Annotated in this window: 20 protein-coding genes; 12 read left to right on the top strand and 8 right to left on the bottom strand. The window is 69.0% G+C overall.

The genetic code is table 11. The annotated features are described in order from the left end of the window. Positions 1-158: 158 nt before the first annotated feature. The 3 genes from HPY32_RS27860 to HPY32_RS27850 all read right to left on the bottom strand — a co-directional run bounded on the left by HPY32_RS27860 (position 159) and on the right by HPY32_RS27850 (position 2278). Positions 159-386 carry a DUF3107 domain-containing protein gene (locus tag HPY32_RS27860; RefSeq protein ID WP_067577203.1) on the bottom strand — a complete coding sequence of 76 codons (228 nt, stop codon included), beginning with the start codon at positions 384-386 and terminating at the stop codon, positions 159-161. Positions 387-482: 96 nt separating this feature from the next. Beyond that, positions 483-1181, bottom strand: a complete 699-nt coding sequence (locus tag HPY32_RS27855) for a ferritin-like fold-containing protein (protein WP_067577201.1) — start codon at positions 1179-1181, stop codon at positions 483-485. A gap of 41 nt (positions 1182-1222) precedes the next feature. Next, positions 1223-2278: a polyhydroxyalkanoate synthase family protein gene (locus HPY32_RS27850; RefSeq protein WP_067577199.1), complete on the bottom strand. Its 1056-nt coding sequence runs from the start codon at positions 2276-2278 to the stop codon at positions 1223-1225. Between the two features lie 517 nt (positions 2279-2795). Here HPY32_RS27850 and HPY32_RS27845 point away from each other — a divergent pair. From HPY32_RS27845 to HPY32_RS27825, 5 genes are all read left to right on the top strand, one after another. Continuing rightward, positions 2796-4496 (top strand): DEAD/DEAH box helicase, encoded by a 1701-nt coding sequence (locus HPY32_RS27845; RefSeq protein WP_067577197.1) that lies wholly within the window; start codon positions 2796-2798, stop codon positions 4494-4496. A gap of 212 nt (positions 4497-4708) precedes the next feature. Then, complete coding sequence (locus HPY32_RS27840) at positions 4709-4990, top strand: hypothetical protein (protein ID WP_067577195.1); 282 nt, start codon at positions 4709-4711, stop codon at positions 4988-4990. 23 nt (positions 4991-5013) lie between these two features. Further along, on the top strand, positions 5014-6231 hold the full coding sequence (locus HPY32_RS27835; protein WP_067577193.1) for an Rv3212 family protein: 1218 nt from the start codon (positions 5014-5016) through the stop codon (positions 6229-6231). 33 nt (positions 6232-6264) lie between these two features. Beyond that, a complete protein-coding gene (locus HPY32_RS27830; protein ID WP_228786065.1) occupies positions 6265-6879 on the top strand; it encodes an acid phosphatase in 615 nt (204 codons plus the stop codon). Beyond that, the gene (locus HPY32_RS27825; RefSeq protein ID WP_067577188.1) at positions 6876-7352 is read left to right on the top strand and encodes a GNAT family N-acetyltransferase; all 477 of its coding nucleotides are present in this window, start codon (positions 6876-6878) and stop codon (positions 7350-7352) included. The genes HPY32_RS27830 and HPY32_RS27825 overlap by 4 nt, the downstream gene beginning before the upstream one ends. A 93-nt stretch (positions 7353-7445) precedes the next feature. Here the strand turns inward: HPY32_RS27825 and HPY32_RS27820 are convergent, their stop codons facing one another. Then, positions 7446-7865 carry a hypothetical protein gene (locus HPY32_RS27820; protein ID WP_067584133.1) on the bottom strand — a complete coding sequence of 140 codons (420 nt, stop codon included), beginning with the start codon at positions 7863-7865 and terminating at the stop codon, positions 7446-7448. A 72-nt stretch (positions 7866-7937) separates the two neighbouring features. On the opposite strand from HPY32_RS27820, the gene HPY32_RS27815 reads away from it, so the two are divergent. Continuing rightward, positions 7938-8909: a diacylglycerol/lipid kinase family protein gene (locus HPY32_RS27815; protein WP_067577186.1), complete on the top strand. Its 972-nt coding sequence runs from the start codon at positions 7938-7940 to the stop codon at positions 8907-8909. 231 nt (positions 8910-9140) lie between these two features. Next, on the top strand, positions 9141-9395 hold the full coding sequence (locus HPY32_RS27810; RefSeq protein ID WP_062507827.1) for a WhiB family transcriptional regulator: 255 nt from the start codon (positions 9141-9143) through the stop codon (positions 9393-9395). Positions 9396-9698: 303 nt separating this feature from the next. Here HPY32_RS27810 and HPY32_RS27805 read toward each other — a convergent pair whose 3' ends face one another. Next, positions 9699-11213 (bottom strand): sensor histidine kinase, encoded by a 1515-nt coding sequence (locus HPY32_RS27805; RefSeq protein WP_067577184.1) that lies wholly within the window; start codon positions 11211-11213, stop codon positions 9699-9701. A 68-nt stretch (positions 11214-11281) separates the two neighbouring features. Continuing rightward, on the bottom strand, positions 11282-11497 hold the full coding sequence (locus tag HPY32_RS27800) for a biotin/lipoyl-binding carrier protein (protein WP_067584130.1): 216 nt from the start codon (positions 11495-11497) through the stop codon (positions 11282-11284). A gap of 92 nt (positions 11498-11589) precedes the next feature. Here HPY32_RS27800 and HPY32_RS46605 point away from each other — a divergent pair, with 92 nt between their 5' ends. Continuing rightward, positions 11590-11664: a 50S ribosomal protein bL37 gene (locus HPY32_RS46605; RefSeq protein WP_154787346.1), complete on the top strand. Its 75-nt coding sequence runs from the start codon at positions 11590-11592 to the stop codon at positions 11662-11664. A 70-nt stretch (positions 11665-11734) separates the two neighbouring features. Here HPY32_RS46605 and rsrA read toward each other — a convergent pair whose 3' ends face one another. Both rsrA and HPY32_RS27790 read right to left on the bottom strand, forming a co-directional pair. After that, a complete protein-coding gene (gene rsrA, locus HPY32_RS27795) occupies positions 11735-11995 on the bottom strand; it encodes a mycothiol system anti-sigma-R factor (protein WP_067584124.1) in 261 nt (86 codons plus the stop codon). A gap of 11 nt (positions 11996-12006) precedes the next feature. After that, positions 12007-12621 carry a sigma-70 family RNA polymerase sigma factor gene (locus HPY32_RS27790; RefSeq protein ID WP_373686693.1) on the bottom strand — a complete coding sequence of 205 codons (615 nt, stop codon included), beginning with the start codon at positions 12619-12621 and terminating at the stop codon, positions 12007-12009. A 380-nt stretch (positions 12622-13001) separates the two neighbouring features. Here HPY32_RS27790 and ybaK point away from each other — a divergent pair, with 380 nt between their 5' ends. The 4 genes from ybaK to HPY32_RS27770 all read left to right on the top strand — a co-directional run bounded on the left by ybaK (position 13002) and on the right by HPY32_RS27770 (position 16318). Beyond that, a complete protein-coding gene (ybaK, locus tag HPY32_RS27785) occupies positions 13002-13496 on the top strand; it encodes a Cys-tRNA(Pro) deacylase (protein ID WP_067577182.1) in 495 nt (164 codons plus the stop codon). A gap of 206 nt (positions 13497-13702) precedes the next feature. After that, positions 13703-14203 (top strand): MarR family winged helix-turn-helix transcriptional regulator, encoded by a 501-nt coding sequence (locus tag HPY32_RS27780; RefSeq protein ID WP_067577180.1) that lies wholly within the window; start codon positions 13703-13705, stop codon positions 14201-14203. Next, positions 14200-15912 (top strand): MDR family MFS transporter, encoded by a 1713-nt coding sequence (locus tag HPY32_RS27775; RefSeq protein WP_067577178.1) that lies wholly within the window; start codon positions 14200-14202, stop codon positions 15910-15912. The genes HPY32_RS27780 and HPY32_RS27775 overlap by 4 nt, the downstream gene beginning before the upstream one ends. A 109-nt stretch (positions 15913-16021) precedes the next feature. Beyond that, complete coding sequence (locus tag HPY32_RS27770; RefSeq protein WP_067577176.1) at positions 16022-16318, top strand: hypothetical protein; 297 nt, start codon at positions 16022-16024, stop codon at positions 16316-16318. Positions 16319-16320: the final 2 nt, after the last annotated feature.

Here is a 16320-nt window from a genome sequence, read left to right as displayed (position 1 = left end):
AACCCTTTGAGTTACGCACCGGAACAACTGATTTCGAAAGAACACGGGTAACTCGCCGGGTACGCCCAGAACTCAGCCGGGCACCCCACGCAAGACCTGTGACCAACTCCCGTGTCACCCAACTGGTATGGCCAAAAAACGCGGAGAGGCGGACTAGCCTAGACGGCGGCGAAGCCGACGCGGCCGCTGGTCGAGGTGCCGATCTCCACGTAGGCGACCTTGGCGGCCTGGATCAGGTATTTGCGGCCCTTCTCGTCGGTCAGCGACACGACGCTGTCCTTGCCCTGCAGCGCGCCGGACACCGCCGCCTCGACCTCCTCGGGGGTCTGCGAGCTGGAGATCACCAGCTCGCGCGGGCTATCCGAAATACCGATCTTGACCTCCACGGCCAACCTCCTAGAGTCCTTATGCTGTCCTGCTCAGGCTAATGCAGGACCATCGCGCGCAACGACGCGGCGGCCTGCGCTGTCAGCGAACGTGTGCTACCCGAGACCCAGCACCCGCATGCGCTCGGTATGGCTGGCCTGCATGCGCTCGAACAGGGCAGCGATGCCGTTCAGATCGCCCGTCGCCGCCAGCACCAGCTCGGTGAGCTCGTCGCGCTGGGCCATGACGTACTGCGCCTGGGTGATGGCCTCGCCGAGCAGGCGGCGGCCCCACAGCGTGAGCCGGTCGCGCTCGGAACGACTCTCGGTGACCGCCCGGCGCACCTCCTCCACCACGAACTGCGAGTGACTGGTCTCGGCGAGCACATCGCGCACCACCGCGGCGACCTCGGGGGCCAGCGCATCCGACAGCACGGTGTAGAAGTCGGCGGCGATGCCGTCGCCGACGTAGAACTTCACCATCGACTCGAGCCAGGTCGAGGGGTCGGTGGAGTCGTGATAGGCGTCCAGGGCCCGCACGAACGGCGCCATCGCGTCGAAGACGTCGACGCCGCGCTGCCGCAGGGCCTGCTCGAGGGTGTGGAAATGGTTCATCTCCGCGGCGGCCATGGTCGCCACGGCCACCTTGCCGCGCAGCGACGGCGAGAGCTTGGCCTCCTCGGCCAGGCGGTAGAAGGCGGAGATCTCGCCGTAGGCGAGCACCGCGAACAGGTCGGTCACGCCGGGATGATCGGCGGGGATGCGGCCGTCGGAGGCGGGCGAAACACCCAGAGCGGCAGGCGGGTTTGCTCCCATGGTCCTTACCCTAGCCGGGGCGGCGGGCAACGGGTGTGCCGTCATCGCTGATCTCGCAGAAACTTCTCGAGGTAGGTCCACGTGGTGTCGCGGGCGGACGGCCCGGTCAGGATGCCCAGATGGCTGCCCGGCGCGGTCTCGTAGCGGATCTCGGGCGCGCCGGTCAGGGTGACCGTGCCGTGCCGCACCGCCGCGGCCGGGGTGATCACGTCGGTGGGCCCGCCCACCAGCAGCACCGGCACGGTGACATCGGCCAGCGCGATCTCGTGCTCCCCCAGCCGGACCACGCCCCTGCCGATGTCGTTGGCCAGCATGAACCGGCTCCACAGCTGGTTGTACAGCCGACCCGGATAGCCCGGCAGCTGGGCTTGGAACCGGTCGATGGTCTGCATCCGGCCCAGCGTCTCGGCGTCGGTGATATTGGTGGCGATGAACAGCGGCCGCCGCAGCTCGCGCTCCCAGGAGGTGACGCGGTAGCCGATCCGGGTCAGCGCGGCGGGCACGCCGCCGGCGGCGCGGACCAGCGTCGAGGTGCCCATGCCGCGGGTGAACCGGGCCAGCGCCCGCATCTGCGGCACGCCGATCATCCGGTCGTAGTCCAGCGGCGCGCCGACGGCGGTGATCGAGCGGATCGGCAGCGCGGCATCGGCGGCCGCGGTGAGCAGCGCCAGCACGCCGCCCAGCGACCAGCCGATCAGGTCGACCGGCGCCCCGTCGCGGTCGGCGGACGCCCGCCCGATCGCCGCGGGCAGGATGTCGTCTATCCAGTCCTCGAAGCCCATGCGCCGGTCCGCGAAACCGATCTCGCCGTAATCGATCAGGTACGGGTGGCGGCCGGTGTCGAGCAGGAACCGGGCCACGCTCTGATCGGGCCGCAGATCGAAGCAGCAGGCGGGCGCGGCCAGCGGCGGCACCAGCAGCACCGCGGCGTCGTCGACGGCGGGGGCGTCGGCCGGGCGGTCGTAGCGGCGCAGCAGGCGGTGCGGTTCGTCCCACAGCACCGTCGACGGGGTCGGTCGCGGTTCCTCGAGGCCGTCGCCGAGGGTCAGTGCCCAGGCGTTGCGGGCGGCGGTGGATACGGTGTCTGCCAGACTCACGGCACGAACCTATCCCGTGACACGCTGTCTCACACATGTGGTGTTGGCCACCGTCGCGCCGCCCGCCGGGCCGCCGAACGCCACGCCGGAAATTCCCCCCGCCCGATGAATTGTCCTGTGCCGCAGCGCACGCCGAGCGACCGCACCGCGAAACCACCGAAGCACGCTCGGACAATCCCGCGATAGCCCCCGGCATTTGCGGGTGGCGGAAATAGGGCGCAAGAGAGTATCCGGCTACAATCCCCGTGGGCAACGGAATTTCCGCAGGCGACTACTTCGGTCGCGGGAGGGCCGGGAAACCGTCGCTCACGGAAAATGTGCGCGCACCAGATCCGCACCCATTGCGTCGCGCCAGGTAGATGCCCGCCGGGTATCCCGCAGCGGCCGATCGGGAATCATCGCCGGATACGTGGCCGTCGCGGACCACCGGGTCCGCCCCACACCTCGTGCGTGCGAGATGCGATAACACGAGGAAGGCACGAACCTGAGCAAGATCACCGTAGAACAGGAACCCGGGTTGACAGACACCCTGGTGACCGCGGAACTCGACCCCACCCATACCGCACCGTCGTTCGCCGAATTGGGCGTCCGGGAAGAAGTCGTGCGGGCGCTCGGCGAGATCGGAATCGAGCGCACCTTCGCGATTCAGGAACTCACGCTGCCGCTGGCGTTGGCCGGCGAGGATCTCATCGGCCAGGCCCGCACGGGCATGGGCAAGACCTTCGGTTTCGGCGTTCCGCTGTTGCACCGGATCGCGTCGAGCGATTCGGGCACCACGCCGCTGGACGGCACCCCGCGGGCGCTGATCATCGTGCCCACCCGGGAGCTGTGCATCCAGGTCACCCAGGACCTGGAGAACGCGAGCAAGTATCTGACCAACCACCAGGGCCCGCTGCGGGTGACCTCCATCTACGGCGGCCGCCCCTACGAGGCGCAGATCGAGGCGCTGCGCGGCGGCGTCGACGTGGTCGTCGGCACGCCCGGCCGCCTGCTGGACCTGGCCGAGCAGCAGCATCTGGTGCTCGGCAAGGTCGCGGTGCTGGTGCTCGACGAGGCCGACGAAATGCTCGACCTGGGCTTCCTGCCCGATATCGAGCGGATTCTGACCATGGTTCCCGAACAGCGCCAGACCATGCTGTTCTCGGCGACCATGCCCGGCCCGATCATCACCCTGGCCCGCACCTTCCTGCACAAGCCCACCCACATCCGGGCCGAGGAGCCGCACGACTCCGCGGTGCACGACCGCACCGCGCAGTTCGTCTACCGCGCGCACGCGCTGGACAAGAGCGAGCTGGTCGCGCGCATTCTGCAGGCCGAGAGCCGCGGCGCCACCATGATCTTCACCCGCACCAAGCGCACCGCGCAGAAGGTGGCCGACGAGCTGGCCGAGCGCGGCTTCGCCGTCGGGGCCGTGCACGGCGACCTGGGTCAGATCGCGCGCGAGAAGGCGCTGGACAAGTTCCGCAAGGGCAAGATCGACGTGCTGGTCGCCACCGACGTCGCCGCGCGCGGCATCGATATCGACGACGTCACCCACGTCATCAACTACCAGTGCCCCGAGGACGAGAAGACCTACGTGCACCGCATCGGCCGCACCGGCCGCGCGGGCCGCACCGGTGTCGCGGTCACGCTGGTCGACTGGGACGAGCTGAACCGCTGGGCCGCCATCGATTCCGCGCTCGGCCTGGGCATCCCCGAGGCGGTGGAGACCTATTCGCGCTCCCCGCACCTGTTCACGGACCTGGGCATCCCGGAGAACGCCAACGGCATGCCGCGCCGCAAGCCGGTCCGGGACGAGGACGCCGTCGTGGTGGAGCGCGAGCCGCGCGCCCCGCGCACGCGCAAGCGCCGGCGCACCCGCGGCGGTAAGCCGGTGGACGGCGCCGAGGTCGAGACCACCGAAAACACCGACACCGCAACCGAAGTGACCGCAGCGGTCACGGATTCGGCCGCGGACGACCCGGCCGACACTGCCGACAAGCCCGCGCGCCGTCGCCGGCGGCGTCGGCGCGGCGGGGCCGAGGACGGCGCGGAAGCCGAAACCGGCGGTACCGCAGTCGAATCCGCCGAGCCCGCCGCCGCGCAGGAGACGAACGGCGAGGACACCGGCGAGCAGGCCGACAAGCCCGCGCGCCGTCGCCGTCGGCGGCGCAAGCCGTCCGGCGAGTCCGGCGCGGAGGCGATCACCGAGGCGCAGATCGCCGTCGCCACGGTGTAATTCACCACGGCAGAACACCTTTCGAGGCGGCCGTCACCATTGCGGTGACGGCCGCCTCGGCGTTTGCGTTATCGGCGAGTCGATTCGACGAACGGACCGGCCGGTTCACCTGCCCCGCGCGCCGCCTCGATTCATGGCGTGTCAAACCCGTTCCGCCCCTATCATTCTCGGGGAAGTACCGGGCAGATCCACCGATACCGAAAGAGCGCGCCATGATACTCGCGGCCATTCACGACACCGTCCTCGCGCAGCTCGGCAATCCCACCCCCGAGGCGCCGCCCGCGGCCGACAAGCTGATGAAGCTGGTGCGGTACTTCACCTGGTTCGTGCTCCTGGCGGGCGTCCTCGCCATCACCTATTCCGGCGGCCACTTCGCGTGGGAGAAGTGGACCGGCGGCGGCTCCCAGTCCCCGAAGATGGTGGCCGGGGCCATGATCGGCGGCATCGTCGCGACCAGCGCGGGAACCATCATGAACGCCGTCATCGGCACCTGAGGTCTCCTGCTAACCTCGGGGACGTGCTCGCACCCGAGCGGCGAACGCGCGCCGACATGTATGCCGCCGCCGCGATCGCCGTCGCGGTGGTGATCGCGGCGGTCGTCGTCTGGGCGAACAGCGATGCGCGCGCCACCGACTCCGTGCCCGCCGCGCATCCGGCCGCCCCCGTGGTCCCGGCCGACCATGTGCCGCAGGCCGTGCGCGAGCTGTGGAACGCCCCCGATTCCGCGGCCCGGCGGGCGCTGGTGTCGGGTTCGGTCGCGATCACCGGCGACGACGGCACGGTCACCGGCCGCGATCCGGCCACCGGCGCGCAGCTGTGGAAGTACCAGCGCGACATGCCGCTGTGCGGCGTGGAGGGCCAGTACGGCACCGTCGTGGCCACCTATCGGGATCAGCGCGGGTGCAGCCAGACCACGCAGCTGTCCGCCGACAGCGGGCTGCGCCGCACCGCACGCAGCAGCTATATGGACCGGCAGCTGAAACTGTCGGTCGACGGCACCTACTGGCTGGCCCAGGGTCCGGACCGGCTGGAGGTGTGGCGCTCGGACCTGGTGCGCACCCTCGAGTACGGCTACGTCGACGCCCCGGTGAATGTGCACACCCAGCCGCGGCACGGCTGCGCGCTGCTCTCGGCCGCCTCCAGCCCGACCCGGGTGGCGGTGCTGGAACGCTGCCCCGACTCCAACGCCGACCGGCTCAGCGTGCTGAACCCGGCCCCGAAGGACCCCACCATCCCCGAGGAGTACGGCTCGCACGTGCTCACCGACCCCGGCGCCGCGGTCGACGGCGCGCGCGTGATCGCGGTGTCGGAGAACAGGATCGCGCTCTACCTGCCCGGAACCGCCACCACCGCACCGGAGTTCGCGATCTACGACGCCTACGCGAACGCCGTCGGTTTCCACCGCCTCAACAACCCGCTCACCGGCGACACCACCGCCACCAAACTCGGCGCGGCGGTGCTGGTGTACAGCGGCAACAGCCTGATCGCGCTGAACGCCACCACCTTCGAGCCGATGTGGACCGCCGCCGACGCGATCGGCAGCCCCGCGATGATGGCCGGTCAGCTGCTCATGCCGGTGGCCGACGGCATCGCGGTGCTGGATCCGATCACCGGCGCGGAGCGGTCCCGAATCCCGGTGCAGCGCAGCGGCTATCACGGCGAGCAGATCTCGCTGGCGGTGAGCGGCTCGACCATTCTCGAGCAGCGCGGCGGCCGCCTCTACGGGCTGGGCTGAGACCGGCCGGTCCCATCGGGCATGATCGACTTCATGGGCGCATCCGAGACGGAATTCCGGCTGGTTCTCCTGCGGCACGGCGAGACGGCCTGGTCCGCGGCGCACAAGCACACCGGGCGCACCGATGTGCCGCTCACCCCGCTCGGCGAGCAGCAGGCGCGCGCGGCCCGATCGCTGCTGACCGATCTCGCGCTGCACGATCCGCTGGTGCTCACCAGCCCCAAGCGGCGGGCCGTGCACACGGCCGAGCTGGCCGGTCTGCCGGACGCCCGGCTCGACGATGATCTGGTCGAGTGGGACTACGGCGACTACGAGGGCCTGACCACCCCGCAGATCCAGGAAACCGCCCCGGGCTGGACCATTTTCACCGGCGACGTCCCCGGCGGCGAGTCCGCCGCGCAGGTGCGGGCCCGCGCCGATCGGGTGTTGGCCGCGGTCGAGCCGGAGCTGTCCCGCCGGGATGTGGTGCTGGTCGGGCACGGCCACTTCTCCCGGGCGCTGATCGCCCGCTGGGTGGAATTCGACGTCCGCGAGGGCCGCCGCTTCTTCATGTCCACCGCCGGGATCACCGTGCTGGGCCACGACCATCAGGCCCGCAGCATCCTGGCGCACAACCTCGTCCCCACCCTCCCAGGAGCCGCCCGATGATCCGCCGCGCCACCCCCGCCGACGTGCCCGCCCTGGTGAAGCTGGTGTACGACCTCGCCGAGTACGAGCGGTCGCGGCCCGAGTGCACCCTCACCGAGGAGCAGCTGCACGACGCACTGTTCGGCCCGTCGCCCGCCGTGTTCGCCCATGTGGCACAGCGGGATTCGGACGGTCCGGTGCTGGGTTGCGCGATCTGGTTCCTGAACTACTCGACGTGGACCGGCACGCACGGCATCTACCTGGAGGACCTGTACGTCCGGCCGGAGGCCCGCGGCCTGGGCCTGGGCAAGGAACTGCTGGCCGAGCTGGCCCGCGAGGCCGTCGCCCGCGGCTACAGCCGGGTGGCGTGGTCGGTGCTGGATTGGAACACGCCGACGATCGAGTTCTACAAGTCGCTCGGCGCCCAGCCCCATTCGGAATGGGTCGGCTACCGCCTGGCGGGCGAGGCCCTGACCCGCCTGGCCGCCTCCTGAGCGTCGGGCAGCGCGGGGCTAAACCCCGACATGGTCAATCGACCAAAACTGCCGCAGCGGGCATACCGGGCGGCTTTCCGGCCGCCCGCGGGCTCAGTCCTCCGACGTGCTGTCGTAGAGCTCGGCCATCCAGCGCGTCGACGGCGGGGAGAACAGCAGGCCGAGGGTCACCAGCGCACCCAGCCCGACCGGGACGGCGAGCTCGGGCCGGTGCGAGCTGAACATGTACCAGGCCACGGGCAGCAGCAGAATCTGCGCGATCACCACGATGGCGCGACCCCAGCGACGACCGAGCAGCAGCGCGACACCGGCGGCGAGCACGGCCCCGGCCAGGATCGCGAACCAGCCCGCGGTGCCGTAGGACTGGGCGCCCGTGCCCTGCACCACCAGCACGATCGCGATGATCACGCCGATCAGACCCTCCAGCGCCGCCAGCGCGCCCGCGCCGCGCACCGTCGCGGGCACCGCCCGCCGGTCCTGTCGGTTGTCCCCGTTCGCCGCGTTCTGCTTCACCACGCGCCCAGCCTAAGACCGGCCACCGCGCCTGCGAATCCCGCCCGGGCGCGCGCTCAGTAGGCTTCAGCCGTGCGGACGCTGCTGATCGTGAATCCCAATGCCACCTCCACCACACCGGCGACCCGCGACCTGCTGGCCCACGCCCTGGAGAGCCGCACCCAGCTGACCGTCGCGCACACCCAGCACCGCGGGCACGCGGCCGAACTCGCGCAGTGGGCGGCCACCCAGGAGATGGATCTCATCGTGGTGCACGGCGGCGACGGCACGGTCAACGAGACGATCAACGGCTTCCTGCCGCTGCCGCAGGTCGACGACGGGCAGGCGTGGCTGCCGCGGCTCGGCGTCATCCCGGGCGGTTCGGCGAACGTCTTCGCCCGGGCGCTGGGCATCCGGCCCGATCCGGTCGTGGCGACCAACCAGCTCATCGATCTGCTGTCGGAGCGGGCCAGCGGGGGCGACCGCCGGATCGGGCTGGGCATCGCCGACGATCGGTGGTTCACCTTCAGCGCGGGCGTCGGGCTGGACGCCGACGTGTGCGAGGCGATCGACAACAGCCGCGCGAACGGACACGCCGCCACCCCGGCCCGCTACGTACGCACCACCATCCGGCAGTTCTTCCGCGCCCGGCGCAAGCCGCCGTCGGTGACGCTGCGCATTCCCGATCACGAATCGGTCACGGAGGTGTACTACGCCTTCGTGACCAACACCGATCCGTGGACCTATCTCGACGGCACCCCCGTGCGCACCAATCCGGGGACCGCGTTCGAAACCGGTCTCGGCGTGTTTGCCATGCGAACCATGCGGGTACTGCCAACCCTGTGGGTCACTCGGCAGCTTCTGGCATCCGATGCAGATCCCAAGGCGCGCACATTGTTTCGCGTCGACGATGTGCCGTCGGTGCGGATCGAGGCATCCGAACCGATCGGCCTGCAAATAGACGGCGACTTCATCGGGCGGCGCAACGTGGTGGATTTCACCGCGGTGCCGCAGGTGCTCGGCGTCGTCGCACCACGGCCCGAATCACGCCGACACAACCGATGAAACATCTCTGTTGTGCTGCGAAAACCGGCAGGAGCGAGTACAAAGGACTCCGCAGGCCCCCGATGTAGGGGTCTTACAGCGTGAGCTTCCCCACGGTGCACCGGAAACCTATTGACATCTACGGTGTTCGTGAAAGCATTCACAAGCAACCGTGCGGAAACATTCGAGTCGCACAAGTGAACGGACCACAAACCCGAGGCGCCCTGCGGCGCCCAGCAAAGGAGCAGAGGAATGGACTGGCGCCACAAGGCCATCTGTCGTGACGAGGACCCCGAGCTGTTCTTCCCGGTAGGTAACAGCGGTCCGGCGCTCGCGCAGATTGCCGATGCCAAGCTGGTCTGCGCCCGCTGCCCCGTTACCGCCGAGTGCCTGTCCTGGGCCCTGAAGTCCGGGCAGGACGCCGGCGTTTGGGGTGGTATGAGCGAAGACGAGCGTCGGGCGCTGAAGCGTCGCAACGCCCGCACCCGCACCCGCAGCGTCGTCTGACGCCGCTCGCGTTACGAGCCACGCGAAAACGCACAGCCCGGCCCGTAACGCTTTTTTCGGCCCGGCACCCGTGGGTGCCGGGCTTCATTGTTTTCGGAGTGGGGCGAGATCCCTGTTGCACGGCCCTGGGGGCCGTGCAACAGGGAACAAGAGTTGCCCAACGCCCAATCGCAACGGGGGGAACAGAGGTGCGGCCCTTCGTCCGAGGGGGAACCGGAGGGTTTTCTTATGGTCCCGGCGTGCCGGTTCATATGGTCCCGGCGCGCCGGTTCATATGGTCCCGGCGTGCTTTTGGCCGGGACCTCACCGGGCCGATCGGCGCCCCAACGGAACTCGGAGTACCGCGTCGGTTCCGACATCGGCGCCGGGGTGCAAACCGATCGAACCGCCCAATTCCGCGGTGACCAGAGTGCGGACGATCTGTAAACCCAGCCGATCGGAACCTTCCAGGCTGAAACCATCCGGCAAACCTCGGCCGTCGTCGCTGATGATGACGTCCAGCCAGCGTGCCGAACGTTCGGAACGGATTGTCACCGTGCCGTTTTCGCCGGCGTCGAATGCGTGCTCGATGGCGTTCTGTACGAGTTCGGTCAGCACCATTACCAGCGGGGTCGCGCGCTCCGCGGAGAACACCCCGAGCGAACCCGCGCGACGCACCTTGATTCGCGCGGTATGCACGGTCGCGACATCGGCCATGATCGGCAGCAGCCGATCCACCACCTCGTCGAGATCGACCTCTTCGTCGACCGACATGGACAGCATTTCGTGCACCGACGCGATGGAGGTGACCCGGCGGACCGATTCGGTCAGCGCCAGCCGCGCCTCCTCGTTCTCGGTGCGGCGCGCCTGTAAGCGCAACAGCGCGGCAACGGTCTGCAGGTTGTTCTTGACCCGGTGGTGGATCTCGCGAATGGTGGCGTCCTTGGACAGCAGCGCGCGGTCGCGGCGCTTGACCTCGGTGACGTCGCGCACCAGCACCGCGGCGCCCGCGAGCTCGCCGTGCGGGCGCAGCACCAGCGTGCGCAGCAGCACCGTCGCGCCGCGCGCCTCCACCTCCATCCGGCGGCCCGACTTGCCCGCCAGCGCGGCCTGGATGTCGCTGACCACCTCCTGCGCGTCGAACGGGTCGGTGATCAGCGAGCGGGTGGTCTGGGCCAGGTCCTGACCGGCCAGATCGCTCTGCAGGCCCATGCGGTGATAGGCCGAGAGCGCGTTCGGGCTGGCGTATTCCACGATGCCCTCGGTGTCGATGCGGATGAAGCCGTCCCCGGCGCGCGGGCTGGAATGTGAACCCGTGCGGTCCTCGAGCGTCGGAAAGGTGCCGTCGGCGATCATCTGGCACAGATCGTCGGCGCAGGCCATGTAGGCGGTCTCGAGATTGCCGCGCATCTTCGATCGCTGCACGTCGGTGTCGCGGCCGAGCACCGCGATCACATGCTCGCCGACCCGCACCGGCACGGCCTCGCGAATGGCGTGCACGGGCGTGGGGTGATAGACGCCCGGCGATTCCACGTCGCTGTCGGCCCGGACGATCTCGCCGGTCAGCAGCGCCTCGAACACCTGCGGATGGTCTTCCTTGGAGGCGAGCGTGCCGACCAGATCCTCCGGATGCACGGTGGCGGCGGTCGTCGGCCGGGCCTGGGACACGCACACCACGTCGGCGCCCTCGGCCACCGGCCCCGCGCCCACCCACAGCTGCAGATCCGCGAACGACAGGTCCGACAGCAACTGCCAGTCCCCCACCACCCGCTGCAGATGATCCACGGCCGCGCCCGGCAGATCGGTGTGCTCGGCCAGCAGATCACTCAGTGTCGACATGTACACGCTCCTTCACCCGATGTGAACATCCTCCACTACGCATCGGGTGGGGCCTGTTCCGGCCGGAATCACGAAATGACGGCGATCAGGTCGCCCTTCTGGAGGACATCGCCGGGCTTGACATTGATCGAGGTCAGCGTGCCGTTCGATTCCGCCACCACCGGGATCTCCATCTTCATGGACTCCAGCAGGACGAGGGTGTCGCCCTCTCGGATCGCGGCGCCCTCCTGGGCCACGATCTGGAAGACGGTCGACACCATCTCCGCGAGCACTTCCTCTGCCATGGCACCCCTCTGGTCGGTTCCGGCCGTGTATCCGCTGACGGTCGAGCCAATCACACGTGAAACAATGACGCTCGATCAGAAGGAGGATACCCATGGGTAAGCGTGGTCGTAAGAAGCGTGGACGCAAGAAGAGTGCCGCCAACCACGGCAAGCGTCCCAACGCCTGACCGTTAGGTACCGCTGAAAAATGCGGAGCGGCATGCCATCTCGACGATGGCGTACCGCTCCGCATTTCGGTCAGGCTTCGCGCGTCGTCTCGGTGATGGTGATCGAGCGGCGCAGTTCCAGGGTGAGGCGCTCGCGCAGGGAGTCGGGGGCGCGGTCGCCGCCGCACTTGCGGCTGAGCAGGCGCTTGAGCTTCTCCTCCAGGCCGTATGCCTCGATGCACGGCGAGCAGTGATCCATGTGATGCCGTAGCCGCTCGCGCGTGGCGTCGTCGCATTCACCGTCGAGCATGAGCCAGACGTCGGCGAGCACCGCCGAGCAATCCAGTTCCATGTCGTCGCCGCTCACTGGCTAACCTCCTGACGCGCGCCGTTCCCGGCTCGGTTCCGGTCGAACCCCCGTTCGTGCGCTACATCGGCCAGCAGCCCCTTCAACTGCTTGCGGCCACGGTGCAGCCGGGACATGACCGTACCGATCGGAGTCCCCATGATCTCGGCAATCTCCTTGTAGGGGAACCCCTCCACGTCGGCGTAGTACACCGCCATGCGGAATTCCTCGGGGAGAGCCTGTAGAGCCGCCTTGATGTCGTCGTCCGGCAGCGCCTCGAGCGCCTCCATCTCGGCCGAGCGCAGACCGGTCGACGTGTGCTCGGCGGTGGACGCCAGCTGCCAGTCGGTGATCTCGTCGGTCGGATACTGCGCGGGCTGGCGCTGCTTCTTGCGGTAGGAGTTGATGTAGGTGTTGGTCAGGATCCGGTACAGCCAGGCACGCAGGTTGGTGCCCTCGCGGAAGGACCGGAAGCCCTGGTACGCCTTGGCGAAGGTCTCCTGCACCAGGTCTTCCGCGTCAGCCGGATTGCGCGTCATGCGCAGGGCCGCGCCGTAGAGCTGGTCCAGCAGCGGGAGCGCGTCGCGCTGGAAACGCTGCGCCAGCTCCGCGTCGGAGGCGCTGCTGCGCACGCCGCCGGAGTCCTCGTCGTCCGCGAACTCGTCGTCGATCGCCACGTCGTCGGGGTTGCCGACGGCCTCGTGCTCGGCGTCGCCCGCGGTGTCTCCGCGCAGGCGATCGGCCGCCAATTCATCGTCGCTCGTCACGCCCGTCCCTTCGATCGCCGTAGCTATCGAATCTACCGTGAGGGGCGGGTCGGCCGGGAATCGCACCGGGCGCTCGTCGATCAGAACCGTCACCGGCACTCTCCTTCGGTCTTGCGCGGAACGGGTGGGTTATCGCATGCAACATGCCGAATCGCCGCCGTGTTCCCACGCGTGCCCTGTGACGACCGGTAATCATCGCGAAAAGGACTGTCGGCCGGTCGGAACCAGGCCCTAGGGTGAGCCGCATGGCAGGCGCTTCGACCCCGGCGATCCGGACCCTGACCCAGGCCCGGGTCGAGCATCGCGTGCACTCCTACGCCCACGACCCGCGGGCCGACTCCTTCGGCGCGGAGGCGGTCGCGAAGCTGGCCGTCGATCTGGGCGTGGAGCCCGAGCAGATCTTCAAGACGCTGGTGATCGAGCTGTCGACGGGCGCGCTGGCGGTGGCGGTGCTCCCGGTGCCGCGCGCGCTGTCGCTGAAGGCCGCCGCGGCGGCGCTGGGCGCGTCCAAGGCGGCGATGGCCGACCGCGGCAAGGCCGAACGCACCACCGGCTATGTGCTGGGCGGCATTTCGCCGCTGGGGCAGAAGCGCGCGCTGCCGACGGTGGTGGACGCCTCGGCGCTGCGCTGGGACCGGATGCTGTGCAGCGGTGGGCGGCGCGGGCTGGAGATCGAGCTGGCGCCCGCCGATCTGGTCCGGCTCACCGGGGCCACGACCGCCGCGGTCGCCACCTCCTGAGCCGCTGACCTGCGGGAATCGGCTGGTAATGCAGAACACACTTGTTTTGGGGGCTTTGCGCCCACATACTTGCTGAGTACAACTAGTTGGTGTGCACAAACAAATGGATCCCCGCCAAAAGCACGCGGGGAACAAGGGTTGAAGAGCACGCGGGAAGAAGGTTCACGCGTGTGAAGAAATAGCTCATACAGGGAGGTAACGGCCCCATGGACGGCGACGCGGTGATCGATCTGATCGCCCAGCAGCTGATCCGCCTGGGCAGGATCCGGGAGCGGACCAATGCCCAGCTTGCGGCGGCCGCCAAGGGGGAGGTCGAGCTCGCGGCGTACGGGATCATCTTCCGGCTGCTCTGCGACGGCCCGATGCGATCGGGCGCGCTGGCCGAGGCGATGTTCTCCGACGCGTCCACGATCAGCCGGCAGGTGGCGAGCCTGGTCAAGAAGGGGCTCATCGAGCGGCAGGCCGATCCGGCGGACGGGCGGGCCAGCGTTCTGGTCGTCACCGACGCCGGGCGGGCGCAGGCCGCCGAGATCCGCCGCCGCCGCAACGAGACGCTCGACCGCGTCCTGGCCGGATGGGACCGGGACGAGCGGGCGCAGTTCGGCACGCTGCTGCGCCGTTTCGTCGACGACTACGAGACCGCGCGACCGGCCATCCTCACCCTGCATTCGAACGTGAAAGACTCTGCGACGGAGAAAGATTCGTGACAACGGCAACCACTACCGACAATAGATCGGAGGGCACCGGGTTCAGTCATCGGCAGATCCTGGTGATCATGAGCGGCCTGATCCTCGGCATGCTGCTCGCCGCCCTCGACCAGACCATCGTGTCCACCGCGATCCGCACCATCGCCGACGACCTGCACGGCTACTCGCTGCAGGCGTGGGTGACCACCGCATATCTGATCACCGCCACCCTGGCGACGCCGCTGTACGGCAAGTTGTCGGATATGTACGGGCGCAAGCCCTTCTACCTGGCCGCGATCTCGATCTTCGTGATCGGCTCGCTGGCCTGCTCGTTCGCCCAGTCGATGTACGAACTGGCCGCGTTCCGCGCGCTGCAGGGCCTGGGCGCCGGTGGCCTGATGTCGCTGGCGCTGACCATCATGGGCGATATCGTCAGCCCGCGCGAGCGCGCCCGCTACCAGGGCTACTTCCTCGCCGTGTTCGGCACCTCCAGCGTGATCGGCCCGGTGCTGGGCGGCCTGTTCGCCGGTCAGGCCAGCATTCTCGGTGTGTCCGGCTGGCGCTGGGTGTTCCTGGTGAACGTGCCGGTCGGCGTCGTGGCCCTGATCGTGGTGTCGCGGGTGCTGCGCCTGCCGAAGCGGCCGCACCCGGGCGTGCGCATCGACTGGTGGGGCGTGCTCATGCTGGCCGTCGGCATCGTGCCGCTGCTGGTCGTGGCCGAGCAGGGCCGCCAATGGGGTTGGGGCAGCACCAATTCGGTGATCTGCTACGTGATCGGGGTGCTCGGCGTGCTCGCGTTCATCGCGGTCGAGGCGAAGCTGGGTGATGTGGCGCTGATCCCGCTGCGGATGTTCAAGAACTCGACCTTCGCGCTCGGCGTGATCATCTCGTTCGTGGTCGGCGCGGCCATGTTCGGCGGCATCAGCCTGCTGCCGCAGTACCTGCAGGTGGTGCGGGGCTCCAGCCCGACCGTCGCCGGTCTGCAGATGCTGCCGATGGTGATGGGCATGATGACCGGTTCGATCATCGCGGGGCAGCTGATCTCGCGCACCGGCCGCTACCGGATCTTCCCGGTGATCGGTTCGGCGCTGCTGACGGCGGGACTGTTCCTGCTGCACTTCGTGAATGCCGACAGCCGCCTGTGGCTGGTGATGATCTTCATGGCGATCACCGGACTGGGCCTGGGCAATCTCATGCAGCCGCTGACGCTGGCGATCCAGAACGCGCTGCCGCCGAAGGATATGGGCGTGTCCACCGCGGCAGCGACCTTCTTCCGGCAGATCGGCGGCACGCTGGGTGTGGCGGTGTTCCTGTCCATCCTGTTCGCCCAGCTGACCCCGAACATCAGCGGCGAGATGCGCGCGGCCGCAACGCAGCCCGCGTATCAGCAGGCGGTCGTCGCGGGCGTGCACAGCGCCAACCCGGCCGACGCGGCGCTGTCGAAGGGCCTGGCCGCGCACGACATGTCGGCGGCGGGCAGCGTGATGAGCGACAGCTCGGTGATCCAGCACCTGAACCCGACGCTGGCGCGGCCGTTCAAGGTCGGCTTCGCCGAGTCGATGTCGACGGTGTTCCTGTCGGTGACCGGCCTCGCGGCCATCGCCCTGGTCCTGGTGCTGTTCTGGAAGGAGGTGCCGCTGCGCACCGCGGGCGGCATCCAGGCCAGCGGCGAGTCCCGGGCCGGGGAGCGGGAGACGGTGCGGGCGGGACACGCGCACTCACAGGCATAAATCGCATAAAACGCTCAAAACACACCGACGGGTATGCGTTACTGAACGCGCCGAACCTTCGACCCCGAGGATGTGATGCGAAATGTCTCAGCGACAACCTGTCCGCACCATGATCGTCGCCGTGTCGGGCGGTGTGCTTCTCGCGCTCGGATCCGGCGTGCCGGGCGCGGTCGCGGCGAATGCCGCGCCCGCGCAGCCGGTGACCGGCTCCGACTATCCGTTGGGCGGAAGCCCGCGGTTCCCGATGGGTAACGGCGCACAGGGCGAGCAGGGGCAGCGGAACAGGCAGGCCGAGAAGGCGGAACACCTGGGCGGCAGCGCGTTCGACCAGGCGATCGACTTCGGCGTCGGCCTGGTGAAGTGCGGGGCGAACATCGTCACCGATGCGGTCGACTGCCCTCTGTGAGC

The sequence above is a fragment of the Nocardia terpenica genome, assembly GCF_013186535.1.
Classification (GTDB): domain Bacteria; phylum Actinomycetota; class Actinomycetes; order Mycobacteriales; family Mycobacteriaceae; genus Nocardia; species Nocardia terpenica.
Note: the sequence above shows the minus strand (reverse complement) of the source record. Positions and strands in the feature narration are given on the sequence as shown.